General features: G+C 64.1%; 15 protein-coding genes. 11 read left to right on the top strand and 4 right to left on the bottom strand.

The window, feature by feature from the left end; all coding sequences use genetic code 11:
* Nucleotides 1–92 precede the first annotated feature (92 nt).
* The 6 genes from GYA95_RS25055 (at nucleotide 93) to GYA95_RS25030 (ending at nucleotide 7348) form a co-directional block, all read left to right on the top strand.
* Nucleotides 93–1448 (top strand): M16 family metallopeptidase, encoded by a 1356-nt coding sequence (locus tag GYA95_RS25055; protein ID WP_015272157.1) that lies wholly within the window; start codon nucleotides 93–95, stop codon nucleotides 1446–1448.
* Nucleotides 1441–2931 (top strand): M16 family metallopeptidase, encoded by a 1491-nt coding sequence (locus GYA95_RS25050; RefSeq protein WP_015272158.1) that lies wholly within the window; start codon nucleotides 1441–1443, stop codon nucleotides 2929–2931. The genes GYA95_RS25055 and GYA95_RS25050 overlap by 8 nt, the downstream gene beginning before the upstream one ends.
* A complete protein-coding gene (rsmD, locus tag GYA95_RS25045) occupies nucleotides 2931–3533 on the top strand; it encodes a 16S rRNA (guanine(966)-N(2))-methyltransferase RsmD (protein WP_015272159.1) in 603 nt (200 codons plus the stop codon). Before GYA95_RS25050 ends, rsmD begins: the two co-directional genes overlap by 1 nt.
* A gap of 94 nt (nucleotides 3534–3627) precedes the next feature.
* Nucleotides 3628–4929: a M16 family metallopeptidase gene (locus GYA95_RS25040; RefSeq protein ID WP_161551518.1), complete on the top strand. Its 1302-nt coding sequence runs from the start codon at nucleotides 3628–3630 to the stop codon at nucleotides 4927–4929.
* Nucleotides 4922–6295 carry a M16 family metallopeptidase gene (locus tag GYA95_RS25035; RefSeq protein ID WP_015272161.1) on the top strand — a complete coding sequence of 458 codons (1374 nt, stop codon included), beginning with the start codon at nucleotides 4922–4924 and terminating at the stop codon, nucleotides 6293–6295. Before GYA95_RS25040 ends, GYA95_RS25035 begins: the two co-directional genes overlap by 8 nt.
* 60 nt (nucleotides 6296–6355) lie before the next feature.
* Entirely contained in the window at nucleotides 6356–7348 is a 993-nt protein-coding gene (locus GYA95_RS25030; RefSeq protein WP_015272162.1) for a hydrolase, read from the top strand.
* A gap of 128 nt (nucleotides 7349–7476) precedes the next feature.
* Here GYA95_RS25030 and GYA95_RS25025 read toward each other — a convergent pair whose 3' ends face one another.
* The gene (locus GYA95_RS25025; RefSeq protein WP_013974638.1) at nucleotides 7477–8331 is read right to left on the bottom strand and encodes a sulfurtransferase; all 855 of its coding nucleotides are present in this window, start codon (nucleotides 8329–8331) and stop codon (nucleotides 7477–7479) included.
* A gap of 47 nt (nucleotides 8332–8378) precedes the next feature.
* Nucleotides 8379–9044, bottom strand: a complete 666-nt coding sequence (locus GYA95_RS25020; RefSeq protein ID WP_015272163.1) for a TetR/AcrR family transcriptional regulator — start codon at nucleotides 9042–9044, stop codon at nucleotides 8379–8381.
* Nucleotides 9045–9195: 151 nt separating this feature from the next.
* On the opposite strand from GYA95_RS25020, the gene GYA95_RS25015 reads away from it, so the two are divergent.
* The 5 genes from GYA95_RS25015 (at nucleotide 9196) to GYA95_RS24995 (ending at nucleotide 13693) form a co-directional block, all read left to right on the top strand.
* Entirely contained in the window at nucleotides 9196–10626 is a 1431-nt protein-coding gene (locus GYA95_RS25015; RefSeq protein ID WP_015272164.1) for a coniferyl aldehyde dehydrogenase, read from the top strand.
* Nucleotides 10627–10636: 10 nt separating this feature from the next.
* Entirely contained in the window at nucleotides 10637–11122 is a 486-nt protein-coding gene (locus GYA95_RS25010) for a hypothetical protein (RefSeq protein ID WP_015272165.1), read from the top strand.
* 20 nt (nucleotides 11123–11142) lie between these two features.
* The gene (locus tag GYA95_RS25005; RefSeq protein WP_015272166.1) at nucleotides 11143–12741 is read left to right on the top strand and encodes a GMC family oxidoreductase; all 1599 of its coding nucleotides are present in this window, start codon (nucleotides 11143–11145) and stop codon (nucleotides 12739–12741) included.
* Between the two features lie 112 nt (nucleotides 12742–12853).
* On the top strand, nucleotides 12854–13333 hold the full coding sequence (coaD, locus tag GYA95_RS25000; RefSeq protein WP_014861498.1) for a pantetheine-phosphate adenylyltransferase: 480 nt from the start codon (nucleotides 12854–12856) through the stop codon (nucleotides 13331–13333).
* A gap of 108 nt (nucleotides 13334–13441) precedes the next feature.
* Complete coding sequence (locus GYA95_RS24995) at nucleotides 13442–13693, top strand: YfhL family 4Fe-4S dicluster ferredoxin (RefSeq protein WP_013974644.1); 252 nt, start codon at nucleotides 13442–13444, stop codon at nucleotides 13691–13693.
* A gap of 156 nt (nucleotides 13694–13849) precedes the next feature.
* Here the strand turns inward: GYA95_RS24995 and mutM are convergent, their stop codons facing one another.
* Both mutM and GYA95_RS24985 read right to left on the bottom strand, forming a co-directional pair.
* Complete coding sequence (mutM, locus tag GYA95_RS24990; RefSeq protein ID WP_010955661.1) at nucleotides 13850–14662, bottom strand: bifunctional DNA-formamidopyrimidine glycosylase/DNA-(apurinic or apyrimidinic site) lyase; 813 nt, start codon at nucleotides 14660–14662, stop codon at nucleotides 13850–13852.
* Between the two features lie 3 nt (nucleotides 14663–14665).
* The gene (locus GYA95_RS24985; protein ID WP_170976286.1) at nucleotides 14666–15484 is read right to left on the bottom strand and encodes an HDOD domain-containing protein; all 819 of its coding nucleotides are present in this window, start codon (nucleotides 15482–15484) and stop codon (nucleotides 14666–14668) included.
* Between the last annotated feature and the right edge of the window lie 10 nt (nucleotides 15485–15494).

Raw genomic sequence — 15494 nt, 5'->3', positions numbered from 1 at the left:
AGGCATGGTCGCCAGGCAACCGGATCAGTATCCTAGCACCTCCTGGCCCGCCGACGCTAAACCAGCGGGCCGCCGAACAGGTTAAACACCGTATGAATGCTCTAGCCCGCCGCGCCGCTGGCCTGTTGCTCGGCACGCTCTGCCTGCCGCTCGCGGCCTTCGCCGCCGATGTGCAACCCACCCATGAATTCATCCTCGACAACGGCCTGAAAGTAGTCGTGCGCGAGGACCATCGCGCCCCGGTGGTGGTCTCGCAGATCTGGTACAAGGTTGGCTCCAGCTACGAAACCCCTGGCCAGACCGGCCTGTCACACGCGCTGGAACACATGATGTTCAAGGGCAGCGCCAAGGTCGGCCCCGGCGAGGCCTCGCGCATCCTGCGTGACATTGGCGCCGAAGAAAACGCCTTCACCAGCGACGACTACACCGCCTATTACCAGGTGCTGGCCCGCGACCGCCTGCCGGTGGCCCTGGAGCTGGAGGCCGACCGCCTGGCCAGCCTGCGCCTGCCCGCTGACGAATTCAGCCGCGAAATCGAGGTGATCAAGGAAGAACGCCGCCTGCGCACCGACGACCAGCCCAACTCCAAGGCGTTCGAGCTGTTCCGCGCCATGGCCTACCCGGCCAGCGGCTACCATACCCCGACCATCGGCTGGATGGCCGACCTGGAGCGCATGAAGGTCGAGGAACTGCGCCACTGGTACGAATCCTGGTACGCCCCCAACAACGCCACCCTGGTGGTGGTCGGCGATGTCACCGTCGATGAGGTCAAGGGCCTGGCGCAGAAGTACTTCGGCAGCATCCCCAAACGCGCCGTGCCACCGGCCAAGTTGCCGCTCGAGCTGGTCCAACCAGGCCAGCGCCAGCTGACGCTGCACGTGCGCACCCAGTTGCCGAGCCTGATCTACGGTTTCAACGTACCTGGCCTGCCCACCGCCAAGGATCCGCGTACGGTGCATGCCCTGCGCCTGATCTCGGCATTGCTCGACGGCGGCTACAGCGCCCGCATGCCGGCACGCCTGGAACGCGGCCAGGAACTGGTGGCCGGCGCTTCGTCCAGCTACAACGCCTTCACCCGCGGCGACAGCCTGTTCCTGATCTCGGCCACGCCGAACGTGCAGAAGCAAAAAACCCTCGCCGATGTCGAGAAAGGCATCTGGCAGCTGCTTGATGAGCTCAAGACCACCCCGCCCAGCGCCGAAGAGCTGGAGCGCGTACGCGCCCAGGTCATTGCCGGCCTGGTCTACGACCGCGACTCCATCAGCAGCCAGGCCACTACCATCGGCCAGCTGGAAACCGTCGGCCTGTCGTGGAAGCTGATCGACAGCGAGCTGGATGAGCTCAAGCGCGTTACTCCGCAGGATATCCAGAACGCCGCGCGTACCTACTTCACCCGCGAACGCCTGAGCGTTGCCCATGTACTGCCCGAGGAGTCCGCTCATGAGTAATCGCCGCGTACCACGCCCAACCCTGCTGACCACGGGCATCCGCGCCCTGGCGCTGGCGGCGGTGCTGGCCGCCCCGGCCATGGCTGACAATGCCGCCAAAGCCGACAGCAACGCGGCACGCCCGGCCAATACCTTGCAGTCACTGGCCGAACTGGATGGCAAGGCGCCCAGCCGGCGCCAGTTGAACATACAGCACTGGAACACTGCAGAAGGCGCCCGCGTGCTGTTCGTCGAGGCCCGCGAACTGCCGATGTTCGACCTGCGCATCACCTTCGCCGCCGGCAGCAGCCAGGATGGCGGCACGCCAGGCCTGGCCGCCCTGACCAACGCCATGCTCAACGAAGGCGTGGCCGGCAAGGATGTGACTGCCATCGCCGAAGGCTTCGAGGGCCTGGGCGCCGACTTTGGCAACGGCTCCTACCGCGATATGGCCGTGGCTTCGCTGCGCAGCCTCAGCGCCAAGGACAAGCGTGAACCGGCGCTCAAGCTGTTCACCGAAGTGACTGGCAAGCCGACCTTCCCTGAAGACGCCCTCAAGCGCATCAAGAACCAGATGCTCGCCGGCTTCGAATACGAGAAGCAAAACCCCGGCAAGGTCGCCAGCAAGGCATTGTTCGCCAATCTCTACGGCGACCACCCCTACGCTCACCCAAGCGACGGCACCGCCGAGAGCATCAATGCCATCAGCCTGGCACAGCTGCGCGCTTTCCATGCCAAGGCCTACACCGGCGGCAACGCAGTCATTGCCCTGGTCGGCGACCTCAGCCGTAGCGAGGCCGAAAGCATCGCCACCCAGGTATCCGCCGGCCTGCCCAAGGGCCCGGCACTGGCAGCACCGGCCCAACCTGCTGAAACCTACCCAAGCCTCAACCACATCGATTTTCCGTCCACGCAGACACACCTTATGCTCGCCGCCCTGGGTATCGACCGCCAGGATCCGGACTGGCCAGCGCTATCGCTGGGCAACCAGATTCTCGGTGGGGGTTCCTTCGGTACCCGATTGATGAGCGAGGTGCGCGAGAAGCGCGGCCTGACCTACGGCGTGTACTCGGTATTCAGCCCGATGCAGGTGCGTGGCCCGTTCATGATCAACCTGCAAACCCGTGCCGAGCTCAGCGAAGGTACGCTCAAGCTGGTACAGAGCATTCTCGCTGATTACCTCAAGACCGGCCCCACCCAGCAGGAACTGGACGACGCCAAGCGCGAGTTGGCTGGGAGTTTCCCACTGTCCAATGCAAGCAATGCGAGTATCGTCGGCCAACTGGGCGCCATCGGTTTCTACAATCTGCCGCTGACCTGGCTGGAGGACTTCATGCAGCAGTCCCAGGCACTCACCGTCGAGCAGGTCAAAGCAGCCATGAACAAACACCTGTCAGCGGATAAACTGGTGATGGTTACCGTGGGCCCGAAAGTGCCACAGAAACCGCTGCCTGCCCCCACTGACAAGCCCTCCGAGCAGCCGCTCGGGGTACCGGAGCACTAATGCCAAGATCCACCCCTCCCGCCCGCCCGCAACCCGGCCAAAGCAAGGGCCAGGGCCACCTGCGCATCATCGCCGGCGAATGGCGCAGCCGCCGCCTGTCGGTGCCGGATGGAGAAGGCCTGCGGCCAACGCCCGACCGCGTGCGCGAAACCCTGTTCAACTGGCTGGCACCCTATATCGAGGGAGCCCGCGTGCTGGACGCCTTCACCGGCAGCGGCGCCCTGGTGCTCGAAGCCCTGTCCCGCGGGGCCGAGGACGCGGTCGCGCTGGACAGCAACCCGGCGGCCATCGCCAACCTGAAGAACAACCTCGAGATACTGCGCTGCCCGCGCGGGCAAATCCTGCAGACCGACGCCCTACGTTATCTGCAAGGCCCAGCCAAGCAGCAGTTCGATGTGGTGTTCCTTGACCCACCGTTCCACCAGGACCTGCTGGCCGACACCTGCAACCTGCTGGAACAGAACCAGTGGTTGCGCGAACAGGCGTGGGTCTACACCGAAAGCGAGGCCGCCCCGTCGACCTTGCAGTTGCCGGGCAACTGGCGCCTGCACCGCGAGAAAAAGACCGGCCAGGTGCACTACGCACTTTGGCAACGGGGTTGATCCGGTAACCCTGGGTTGCCGTATTTAGTTACCACAAACCCGCCGCCTTCTTGGCTGAAGCTGCTCCTCCGATTCCTGCAGGAGCACTTCAACCATGACCCACCACCCCGCCCCACCCGCGCCGGCAGGCTCGGTGCACAGCTTTACCCTCGCCAACGGCCTGCGCGTCTACCTGCGTGAAGACAACCGCGCGCCGCTGGTCAGCGTGCAGCTGTGGTACCATGTAGGCTCCAGCTACGAGCCTGAAGGCCACACCGGCCTGTCCCATGCCCTGGAGCATCTGCTGTTCGAAGGCAGCAGCAAACTGGCTCCAGGCCAGTATTCTGCCCTCATGAGCCGCCTGGGCGGTGACCCGAATGCCTTTACCTACGCCGATGCCACGGTCTTTCCGCTGACTTTGCCACGCAACCGCCTGGAGATTGCCCTGGAGGCGATGGCCGACGTCATGGCCAGCGCCACCCTCAGCGAAGTACCTTTTGCCCGTGAACTGGCAGTAGTCATGGCCGAGCGACGCGAGGATATCGACAACAGCCCCTTGGCACTGGCAGTGGAACATCACCAGTTGCTGGCCTATGGCAACAGCGGCTATGGCACCCCCGTGACCGGCCACAAGACCGACCTCGGCCATATGACCCCGGCGGCGGCGCGCACCTGGTACCAGACCTGGTACCACCCCAACAACGCCACGCTCGCCGTGGCCGGTGACATTGCCCTGGCCCAGCTGCAAAAGCTGGTGACACGGCACTTTGCAGCGATCCCCGCCAACCGCCTGCCAACACGGCAAACACCCATAAAGCCTTCTGGGCAAGTTCGGCGCAGCCAGACCCTTCGCTGGCATGGCCTGTACACCGGCGTGATCATCAGCTTCAACCTTCCCAGCCAATGCACCGCACGCTCTGGCTCACACGCCTGCGCACTGCGCCTGCTGCCGGACATTCTTGCCGAAGGCCACTCCAGCACGCTGCTGCGCCTGTTGGTACAGGACACTCCGCTGCTACAGGGCTTGAGAGCGACCTATGAGCCATGGCAGCGCGGTGACAGCCTGCTGACCTTGTACGCGTTCTGCAGCCCGCAGGTTACGCCGGAGGCCGCAGCCGAAAGGCTGATGCTGGAAATCGAAGCGTTCCGCCAGTCGGCCCCCTCCAAGGAAGACCTTCAACGCGCCAAGGCTCGCCTGCTGGCCAGGCAACTGTTCGAAAGGGACGACATCGGCAAACAGGCAGAGGCCATCGGCAAACAGGCCGCCTGCGGTCTGGACCCCGTTGCCCTGGATGATGAGCGGCAAGCCATCGAAGCCGTGACAGCCGAGCAGGTAGGCCTGGTTGCGCTGGAGTTCCTGACTGATGCCCGTGCGGCCATCACCTTCATGCACCACAAGGAGAGTACCGATGAATGACAAGATCGCGAGCATGCCGCAACCGGCTGTAGCCAACGGAAGTTACAGTGGTCTGGTCTCGGCCCAAGGGGTTGATCTGGACCAGCTCGACACCCTTCAGACGCAGGTGCAGGCGTGGACCACCGAAGCAGGCACAGGCGTGAAGTTCGTAGAAGCCCGCGGGCTGCCTATCGTCGATGTGGTCTTGCGGTTCAAGGCCGGCACGACCCAGGACACCTTGCAACCCGGCCTGGCAGCCTTGACGCTGTACATGCTCGACGAGGGCAGCAGGCGCTACACCAGCGCCCGGCAAGCTGAGGGCATGGAGCGCCTGGGCGCGATCATGGAAAAGCAGATACGCCTGGAGCATGCAACGCTGAGCCTGCGCAGCGTGAGCACGAAAACGATACTTGAACCTGCCCTGGACCTGTTTACCGACCTCGTGGCAAACCCGGCTTTCCCCGCGCCTGCCCTGGAAAAGGTCAAACGCCAGCTCGTGCAGCACAACGCATCACGCGAACGGCGCCCCAGGCTCAGGGCGCGCAGCGAGGCGTTTCGCCATTTGTTCCAGGGCCATCCCTATGGCAACCCGCTGGGCAGCACCATTCAAGGCGTGGACGCCGTCAGCCCTGAAGACTTGCGGGCATTCCACCAACGCGCCTACAGCGCCAGCAACCTGGAAATGGTGCTTGTCGGGGACCTGGCCCTGAGCGAGGCGCAAGCCATCGCGCAACAGATCAGCCAGGCCCTGCCGAAAGGCTGGTCCGCCGTTGACCTGCCAGCCATCCCGGTAGCGACACATGCAACCATCAACGTCGAACAGCCCGGCACCAGCAGTGCAGTGCTGCTGGCTCTGCCCATGAACGTTCCCGCCAATGACCCGGAATTCCCAGCCCTGGTGCTGGCCAGTGAAGTGTTGGGTTCAGGCCTCGAATCGCGCCTGATGGTGGAACTGCGCCAACGTCGCGGGTTGACCTACGGCATCTACAGCCATGCTTCGCCGTTGAGTGCCGGCGGGCTGTTCACCATAGAGTGGGAGATCGCGCCACCGTACGTGCAAGGCTCCCAGGAACTTGTAGCAGCCTTGCTGCGCGATTTCATGGAGCAAGGGCCAACCCAGGCCGAGCTCCAGCTGGCGCGCAAACAGCTGGCTGGGCAGTTGCTGCGTGGCGTGGCGCAGAACAACAGCCTGGCAGCATTGCTCACGGCGATCACCCAGCAGCATCAGCCTGCAGACCACCTGAACAGCTACATCGAGCGCATCGGCAGGCTGAGCCCGGCAGATATCCGTGCGGTGATGCAGCGCCGGCTCGACCTGAACTGCAAGGTGCTGGTCAGTGTCGGCCCACGTGTCGACCAGCAACCGCTGCCAGCCACCGACCAATAGCGCAGGTACAGTGGCGTTGTTTCATGGCACTCTAGGCAGGCACATCACGAGTCGTCCAGCATGCCCAGCCCCAGCGCCACATTCCGCCCGGCCATCGGCCTGTCCAACCCCCACCTGCAAACTCTGTGGGGGCCATTGTGGCGAAAACTGCCAGAGCTGCAGCGCAACCGCGAGCGGCTATGGCTGGCCGATGGCGACTTCATCGACCTGGACTGGCACGGACCGCACCAGCCCCACGCGCCGTTGGTGCTGGTGCTGCACGGCTTGACCGGCTCCTCCCACTCGCCCTACGTCAAAGGCTTGCAGCAAGCGCTGCAAGGCCGCGGCTGGGCCAGCGTGGCGGTGAACTGGCGCGGTTGCTCGGGCGAGCCCAACCTGCTGCCACGCAGCTACCATTCCGGTGCCAGCGAAGACCTGGCCGAAATCGTCAGCCACCTGCGCGCCCAGCGCCCGTTGGCGCCGTTGTATGCGGTGGGTTATTCGCTGGGGGGCAATGTGCTGCTGAAATACCTTGGCGAAAGCGGTGTCGCCAGCCAGCTGCAGGCTGCGGTGGCAGTGTCGGTGCCGTTTCGCCTGGACCACTGCGCCGACCGCATCGGCCAGGGCTTTTCAAAGGTGTACCAGGCGCATTTCATGCGCGAGATGCTGGCTTATGTTCAGCTCAAGCAGCGGCACTTCCACGACAAGGGCCAGCATGAACGGCTGGCGACGCTGCAACGGCTGGGGCCGCTGGTCAACCTGCGCACGTTCTGGGAATTCGACGGCAAGGTCACCGCACCGCTGAACGGTTTTCGCGATGCGCACGACTACTACCGCCGCTCATCGAGCCATTTCTTCCTCGGCCAGAACCGCACACCGACGCTGATCATCCATTCCAGCGATGACCCTTTCGTCTCCGGCCACAGCCTGCCAACAGCCCGCGAACTGGCGCCGCAGACCCGCTTCGAATTGCACAGCCGCGGCGGCCATGTGGGCTTTGTCGATGGCAGCCTGCGTAACCCGGGGTATTACCTGGAGCGGCGGATTCCACAGTGGTTGGTGGAAGGCCAATAGGAGCTGCAGATTTCATTGGCAGTACCGACCTAATCGCCGGCAAGCCTGCTCCCACAGGTGTGCCACAGGCCCGATGGGTAGTGATGTACCTGTGGGAGCTGGCTTGCCGGCGATGAGGCCGGGCCTGCTTACTCGCCAGTGGCTACGCCATGCTGCGGATCGTTGATCCACTCGCTCCACGACCCGGCATACAGCTTGCCCAGTGGATATCCCGCCAACGCCAAGGCGAAAAGGTTATGACACGCTGTCACCCCCGACCCGCAATACGCCACCAACTGCTCCGGTGCACGCCCGGCGAGCTTTTCAGCAAAGCGCTGTTTTAGCTGGTCCGAAGGCAGAAAACGCCCATCAGCCCCAAGGTTGTCGGTAAACGCCGCGCACTGCGCCCCCGGAATATGTCCAGCAACCGGGTCGATCGGTTCCACTTCGCCACGGAAGCGCGGCAAGGCACGCGCATCGATCAAGGTCAGGTCTGGGTTACCCAGACGCTTGGCCAGGTGCTCGGCATCGATCAGCAGCTTGCCGTCCGGCTCACCGTTGAAGGTGCCTTCCCGCTTGAGCGGCGGGTCCAGGCTGAGCGGCAGGTGCGCCGCATGCCAGGCCTTCAGGCCACCGTCGAGGATCGCTACACCGCTGCGCTTGCCCAGCCAGGCCAGCAGCCACCAGGCACGGGCGGCAAAAGCGCCAGGGCCGTCGTCGTACAACACCACCTCGCTGTCATCGTCCAGGCCCCACTCACGCAGGCGCTCGACCAACCGGCGCGCATCCGGCAATGGGTGGCGCCCGGTGCGTCCCTTGCTCACAGGCCCGCTGAGGTCACGCTCCAGGTCGGCAAAATGCGCTCCGGCAATATGCCCCTGGGCATAGCTGCGTTGGCCATAGTCCACATCCTCGAGGGCAAAGCGGCAGTCGAGGATCACCAACTTGGGCGAACCCAGACGCTCGGCCAACTGCTGCGGGGTGATCAATTGCGCAAGGGGCATGACAATCTCCTGATCGATGGCACTATCGATAACACTGAGGCCCTGGGTTAGTGCTCCAGGGCCTGGTTGAACGGTACATGGAATTCCTGGCAAAGGGCGTCCACCGCATTGCGGGCGTTGTCGGTGACGAAGCCGAGCTCCAGCACCAGTACCTGGTAGACGCCGCGCTTGAAGGCTTCTTCACCCAGGTGCGCGGAATGTTCCCGCGTGGTGCTGAGAAAACGTACCCAGGACGTCAATACGATCCAGGCATTGATGGTCAGCGATTCGATCTGGGCTGGTGTCATGGCCAGGATGCCCGCCTCGACGAAACCGCGGTAGATCGCCTGGCCCTGACGCAGGCAGCGTTCGGAAAAGCGCCGATAACGTGCGGCCAGCTCCGGGTCGCTGTCCAGCAGATGCTCCAGGTCACGATGCAGAAAACGGTAGTTCCACATCGCCGCCAGCAGCGCCTTCAGGTAGAAGCGCTTGTCCTCCACGGTCGCCGAACGGCCTTGCGGCGGGCGCAGGAAGCTGTCCACCAGTTCTTCGTACTGACTGAACAGCAAAGCGATGATCGCCTGCTTGTTGGGGAAGTGGTAATACAGGTTGCCGGGCGAAATTTCCATGTGCGCGGCAATGTGGTTGGTACTGACGCTGCGTTCGCCCTGCTGGTTGAACAGCTCCAGGCTGTTCTGCACGATGCGCTCTCGGGTCTTCATGCGCGGGGCCATGCTCAGCTCCCAGTCTGCGGGCCTTCAACAAAGGGGCATCTTACGGCGTATTGGCGGTGGAGTGCACCGCTCGATAAAGCGGAAAAATTCGCACCATGGTACAGATTAGAGTATAGGCTCTAGTGATTTCCTGCTCGGACTCGGAGCCGCCATGACCTCGCCCAGTGCCTTGCCCCCTGTGCAATTCGACCTCGACCTTGCGGCGACGTTCGCCACCCAACGCCAGGCCTTTGCCGGCAACCCACTGCCACCAGCTGCGCAGCGGCGTCAATGGCTGAAAAGCCTGCGGGAAGCCCTGCTGGCCAGCCAGGCCGAACTGATCGAGGCAATCGGCCAGGACTTTGAAGGGCGCAGCGCCGACGAAACCCTGCTGGCCGAGCTGCTGCCCTCGGTGCAAGGCCTGCGCCACGCCGAAAAACACCTGCGGCGCTGGATGCGCGCCAGCCGGCGCAGGGTCGGCCTGGCCTTCCAGCCGGCCAGCGCGCATGTGCGGTACCAACCCCTGGGCGTGGTCGGCATCATCGTGCCGTGGAATTACCCGCTGCTCCTTGCCATCGGCCCCCTGACCTGCGCTCTGGCTGCCGGTAATCGGGTCATGCTCAAGCTCAGCGAGGCCACGCCTGCCACTGGCCTGGCGCTGAAAAAACTACTTGAGCAAGTGTTCCCCACCGATCTGGTCAGCGTGGTGCTCGGCGAGATCGAGATAGGCCAGGCCTTTGCCCGCCTGCCGTTCGATCACCTGTTGTTCACCGGCGCCACCAGCGTGGGGCGCAAGGTAATGCTGGCTGCGGCGCACAACCTGACCCCCGTCACCCTGGAGCTGGGTGGCAAGTCGCCAGCCATAGTCTCGGCCGACGTACCGCTGGACAGCGCCGCCGAACGCATTGCCTTCGGCAAGACCCTAAACGCCGGCCAGACCTGCGTCGCCCCCGACTACGTGCTGGTGCCACGCGAGCGCCTGGAGGCCTTCAGCGACGCCTACCAGCGTGCAGTACGCCGGCTATACCCGCGCATCGCCGACAACCCTGACTACACCGCAATCATCAACTCGCGCCAACTGCAGCGCTTGCAGCATTTACTGGACGATGCTCACGCCAAAGGAGCGCAGGTACTTGACCTGTACCCGGGTGAAACCCGCCAGGGCCGGCGCCTGCCACCACACCTGCTGCTGGGCGTGAACGATGACATGCAGGTGATGCAGGACGAAATCTTCGGCCCGCTGCTACCGCTGGTTCCCTACGACAACCTCGAGCAGGCACTGGCCTACATCAACCAGCGCCCGCGCCCGCTGGCGCTGTACTACTTCGGCTATGACCGCGCCATACAGGAGCAGGTGCTGCGCCACACCCACTCCGGCGGAGTGTGCCTGAACGACACCCTGCTGCACGTGGCTCAGGACGACTTGCCGTTCGGCGGCATCGGGCCTTCAGGCATGGGCCATTACCATGGCCATGACGGCTTCCTGACCTTCAGCAAGGCCAAGGCGGTGCTGACCAAGCAACGCTTCAACGCTGCCCGGCTGGTCTACCCGCCTTATGGCAAAGCCTTGCAGCGCCTGGTCTTCAAGCTTTTTATCCGCTGAGGGCCGGCAGATGCACCGCCGCGAACTGTTGCGCTTCAGCCTTGGCGCCAGCGTCTTTCTGGCCGGTACCAGCCTGGTCGGCTGCAGCGCACAGACAGCCGCAACGGGTTACCGGGTACTGCGGGACGACGATCTGCCGATGTTGCGCGCGCTGATCCCGGTAGTACTGGCCGGCACGCAGGCTGCCGATACTCTGGTGCTGCACAGTCTCGACCACAAGCTGGCGGCGCTGTCGCCGGAAATGCTCAAGCTCACCCGGCAGTTGTTCGACGTGCTAAACCTGTCGCTCACCCGCGGCCCCCTGACCGGCGTCTGGGGCGCCTGGGAACAAGCCAGCGCGGCACAGGTCACCGCCTTCCTGCAACGTTGGCAGGACAGCTCGCTGAACCTGCTGCGCATGGGCCACGCCTCGCTGTTGCAGTTGCTGCAGATGGCCTGGTACGAACGCCCCGAATCCTGGGCCGCCTGCGGCTACCCCGGTCCACCGAAAATCTGAAAACAACAAGAGCAGCACCAATGCCTGTACCCGACACGTTTCGCCAAGGCCTGGAAAGCGGCTGGATCACCCACGACGCGTCGCGCCTGGAGCACGACCTCACGCTGGAAGCCGACGTTGCCGTGATCGGCAGCGGGGCCGGCGGCGCTACCAGCGCGCAAATGCTCAGCACTGCCGGCTTCAAGGTGCTGCTGATCGAAGAAGGCCCGCTGAAGACCAGCAGCGATTTCCACCTGCTGGAAAACGAAGCCTATGCCAGCCTGTACCAGGAAGGCCTGGGCCGCATGAGCAAGGACGGCGCCATCACCATCCTCCAGGGCCGCGCCGTGGGCGGCACCACGCTGGTCAACTGGACCTCCAGCTTTCGCACGCCGCCACAGACCCTGGCGCACTGGGCCGCAGCCCACAACGTGACCGGCATGGGCGAGGAGCAAATGCGCCCCTGGTTCGAGCGCATCGAGCAGGAACTGGGCATCACCCCCTGGGCCCTGCCACCGAACGCCAACAACGATGTGCTGCGCCGTGGCTGCGAACAGCTGGGCTACCGCTGGGCGGTGATCCCGCGCAACGTGCGCGGCTGCTGGAACCTGGGCTACTGCGGCATGGGTTGCCCGGTGAATGCCAAGCAGTCGATGCTGGTAACGCGTATTCCCGCCACCCTCGAACAGGGCGGCGAGCTGCTGTACCTGGCGCGGGCCGAGCGCTTCGAACACAACGGCGAGCGCATCCAGGGCCTGTCATGCCAGGCCCTGGATAGCCACGGCATACATGCCACAGGCCGGCAGGTCCGCGTTCGCGCGCGTCACTACATCCTTGCCGGTGGCGGCATCAACAGCCCGGCCTTGCTGCTGCGTTCCGACGCGCCCGACCCGCATGGACGCCTGGGCAAACGCACCTTCCTGCACCTGGTCAACTTCAGCGCAGCACGCTTCAACGACCGTATCGACCCCTACTACGGCGCCCCACAGTCCATCTACAGCGACCACTTCCAATGGCAAGGCGGCAACGATGGCCCGATTGGCTACAAGCTGGAGGTGCCACCGCTGCACCCGGCCCTGGCCAGCACGCTGCTGGGCGGGCATGGCCACGAGAATGCCCAGCGCATGGCCGAGCTGCCACATACCCACGTGATGCTGGCGCTGCTGCGTGACGGCTTCCACCCGCAAAGCCAGGGCGGGACCGTGGAGCTGCGCGGCGATGGCTCACCGGTGCTCGATTACCCGGTCACCGATTACCTGCGCGACGGCCTGCGCCGCGCCTATCGCAGCATGGCGCAGATCCAGTTCGCCGCTGGTGCCACCCAGGTCACCCCCGTGCACAGCGACGCCAACGCCGCGTCCCGCCTGGAACACGCCTTGGCCATGATCGACAAGTTGCGCCTGGAGCCGTTCCGCACGCGCCTGGGCAGCGCTCACGTGATGGGTGGCTGCGCCCTTGGCGACGATCCGCGCCAGGCAGTATGCGACAGCCTGGGCCGCCATCACCAGCTGGAAAACCTGTCGGTTCACGATGGCTCACTGTTCCCCACCAGCATCGGCGCCAACCCGCAACTGTCGGTGTATGCCATCAGTGCCAGGCTCACCGAAGCACTGGTCGCCCGCCTGGCACACAGTGCATGACAAGGAACAGGCCCCCTGTCTATAGTGCCGTCAGCCGGCCGCATGACTTGGCCGGGGCGCCGTCGCTGCGCTACCATCCGACTCCCCAACGCACTCCAGCCAGGATGACGCGATGAACCGAGTGTTGTACCCGGGTACTTTCGACCCCATTACCAAAGGCCATGGCGACCTGGTCGAGCGTGCCTCGCGGCTGTTCGACCACGTGATCATCGCGGTGGCGGCCAGCCCGAAGAAAAACCCGCTGTTCCCGCTGGAACAACGGGTGGAGCTCGCCCGTGAGGTCACCAAGCACCTGCCCAATGTCGAAGTCATCGGCTTCTCCTCCCTGCTGGCGCATTTCGCCAAGGAACAGGGCGCCAACGTCTTCCTGCGTGGCCTGCGTGCGGTGTCCGACTTCGAGTACGAGTTTCAGCTGGCGAACATGAACCGGCAACTGGCCCCCGACGTCGAGAGCCTGTTCCTCACGCCTTCGGAGCGTTATTCGTTCATTTCCTCGACCCTGGTCAGGGAAATTGCCGCCCTGGGCGGTGATATCAGCAAATTCGTCCACCCAGTGGTGGCCGAGGCGCTGACCGAACGCTTCAAGAAATGACCTTTAGCGGCTGATTATCGCGCCCGCGTGCACTGCGGGCGCGAATGCGGCACAATTGTGCCCACTGCGTTGAACATGCCCGGGCGCGGAGCCCCGGCCGGAGTCCCCATGTCCCTGATCATCACCGACGACTGCATCAACTGCGACGTCTGCGAACCCGAGTGCCCGAACGAGGCCATCTCCCAAGGCGAAGAGATCTACGTGATCGACCCTAACCTGTGCACCCAGTGCGTGGGCCATTACGACGAGCCACAATGCCAGCAGGTCTGCCCGGTCGATTGCATCCCGCTGGATGAAGCGCACCCGGAAACCGAAGAAGAGCTGATGGCCAAGTACCGCCGGATTACTGGCAAGGCCTGATCCCCTCAGCCCTACGCTGTACCTGTAGGAGCGGCCTTGTGTCGCGATGGGGTACGAAGCGCCCCCAAATTTCAGCTCCGCAGCAGAAATTGCCGGGGCCGCTTTGCGGCCCATCGCGACACAAGGCCGCTCCTACAAGTTTCCGCGTAACTTGCCTCAGCGCTGGCAACGCGGGCAATACACACTCGCCCTCTGCCCCAGCTTCACCTCGCGCAACTCCGTGCCACACACCTTGCACGGCTGCCCGCCCCGCCCGTACACGAACAATTCCTGCTGGAAGTACCCCGGCTGCCCGTCGCCACCGATGAAGTCGCGTAGCGTGGTGCCGCCCTGTTCGATCGCCGCCGCCAGCACACGCTTGATCTCGATCGCCAGCTTCAAGTAGCGCGCCCGGGAAATCCCGCCCGCTTCCCGACGGGGGTCGATGCCAGCGGCAAACAGCGCCTCGGTGGCGTAGATGTTGCCCACTCCCACCACAACCGCGTTGTCCATGATGAACGGCTTGACCGCCATCGACCGCCCACGGGACAGCTGGAACAGTCGCTCGCCGTCGAACAGGTCGGTCAGCGGTTCAGGCCCCAGGCGCAGCAGCAGTTCGTGATTGAGCGGGTCCAGGCTCCACAGCATCGCGCCAAAGCGGCGCGGGTCGGTGTAGCGCAGCATCAACCCCGACTCCAGCTCGATATCCACATGCTCATGCTTGGCCGCCGGCAAGCCCAGTTCGACCAGGCGCAGGTTGCCCGACATGCCCAGGTGACTGATCAGGGTGCCGACCTCTGCATTGATCAACAGATACTTGGCGCGCCGCTCGACACTGACGATGCGCTGCCCCGACAGTCGCACATCCAGGTCTTCCGGAATCGGCCAGCGCAGGCGCCGGTCGCGCACCACTACCCGGCTGACACGCTGGCCTTCCAGATGGGGCGCAATACCGCGTCGGGTGGTTTCTACTTCTGGCAATTCCGGCATGTGTCAGTGCCCGCCCATCTCGCGAATATTCTGCTTGAGGTTCTCGAAATCGTATTCCGACAAGCCGATGTAATCGAGCACCAGCGGGCCGACCACATTCCATTCGTGGTCCACGGCCTGGTTGCCCAGCACCCGGTACGATGCGCAGATGTGCTCGGCCATCTTCAGCACCGCCAGCAGGTTTTTAAGCTGGCTCTGGGTATTGCGCGAGCTCTCGTCGCGGAACACCGCCAGAGCGTTGTGGTGGTTGGCAATGGCCGCGCTGAGGTGCTCGGGCAGGCGCCAGGATTTGGCAGTGAAATAGCCGACCACAGAATGATTGGTGTTGAACACGCGGTTTTCGGTGTCGACCACGCGGGTTTCCTCGTCGGACTTGGCATAGGCGTCCTCCAGCACATCCATATAGTCGGGGAAGCGCTTGAGCATCAGCGGCACGCCACAGTCATGGAACAGGCCCAGGGTGTAGGCCTCGTCCGCCGCCTGGATGCCGGTGCGCTTGGCCAGGGTCAGACAGGTCATCGCCACGTCCTGGGCAGTGTCCCAGAAGCGGTTGAGGGTAACGATGGTCTCGTCGGTCATCTCACCCTTGATCGACTGGGCGTTGATCAGGTTGATGATCGAACGGCTGCCCAGCAGGTTCACCGCGCGCTGGATCGAACCGATCTTGTTGGAAAGACCGAAATGCGGGGAATTGACCAGCTTGAGCAAGGCGCCCGAGAGGCCCGGGTCCTGGGAAATCAGCTTGGCGATGGTTTCCAGGTCCGGGTCAGGCATGTACTGCTCGAACTGCAGGTCGACCATTATCTGCGGTTGCGGCGGGATGGTGATGCCT

Origin of the sequence: Pseudomonas asiatica, from assembly GCF_009932335.1 — a bacterium.
Lineage (GTDB): Bacteria > Pseudomonadota > Gammaproteobacteria > Pseudomonadales > Pseudomonadaceae > Aquipseudomonas > Aquipseudomonas asiatica.
Note: the sequence above shows the minus strand (reverse complement) of the source record. Positions and strands in the feature narration are given on the sequence as shown.

What these genes read in the sequence shown, in the direction of transcription:
- GYA95_RS25055 (WP_015272157.1), top strand. Translation starts at nt 93, where the DNA reads ATGAATGCTCTAGCCCGCCGCGCCGCTGGCCTGTTGCTCGGCACGCTC.
- GYA95_RS25050 (WP_015272158.1), top strand. Translation starts at nt 1,441, where the DNA reads ATGAGTAATCGCCGCGTACCACGCCCAACCCTGCTGACCACGGGCATC.
- rsmD (WP_015272159.1), top strand. Translation starts at nt 2,931, where the DNA reads ATGCCAAGATCCACCCCTCCCGCCCGCCCGCAACCCGGCCAAAGCAAG.
- GYA95_RS25040 (WP_161551518.1), top strand. Translation starts at nt 3,628, where the DNA reads ATGACCCACCACCCCGCCCCACCCGCGCCGGCAGGCTCGGTGCACAGC.
- GYA95_RS25035 (WP_015272161.1), top strand. Translation starts at nt 4,922, where the DNA reads ATGAATGACAAGATCGCGAGCATGCCGCAACCGGCTGTAGCCAACGGA.
- GYA95_RS25030 (WP_015272162.1), top strand. Translation starts at nt 6,356, where the DNA reads ATGCCCAGCCCCAGCGCCACATTCCGCCCGGCCATCGGCCTGTCCAAC.
- GYA95_RS25025 (WP_013974638.1), bottom strand. Translation starts at nt 8,331, where the DNA reads ATGCCCCTTGCGCAATTGATCACCCCGCAGCAGTTGGCCGAGCGTCTG.
- GYA95_RS25020 (WP_015272163.1), bottom strand. Translation starts at nt 9,044, where the DNA reads ATGGCCCCGCGCATGAAGACCCGAGAGCGCATCGTGCAGAACAGCCTG.
- GYA95_RS25015 (WP_015272164.1), top strand. Translation starts at nt 9,196, where the DNA reads ATGACCTCGCCCAGTGCCTTGCCCCCTGTGCAATTCGACCTCGACCTT.
- GYA95_RS25010 (WP_015272165.1), top strand. Translation starts at nt 10,637, where the DNA reads ATGCACCGCCGCGAACTGTTGCGCTTCAGCCTTGGCGCCAGCGTCTTT.
- GYA95_RS25005 (WP_015272166.1), top strand. Translation starts at nt 11,143, where the DNA reads ATGCCTGTACCCGACACGTTTCGCCAAGGCCTGGAAAGCGGCTGGATC.
- coaD (WP_014861498.1), top strand. Translation starts at nt 12,854, where the DNA reads ATGAACCGAGTGTTGTACCCGGGTACTTTCGACCCCATTACCAAAGGC.
- GYA95_RS24995 (WP_013974644.1), top strand. Translation starts at nt 13,442, where the DNA reads ATGTCCCTGATCATCACCGACGACTGCATCAACTGCGACGTCTGCGAA.
- mutM (WP_010955661.1), bottom strand. Translation starts at nt 14,662, where the DNA reads ATGCCGGAATTGCCAGAAGTAGAAACCACCCGACGCGGTATTGCGCCC.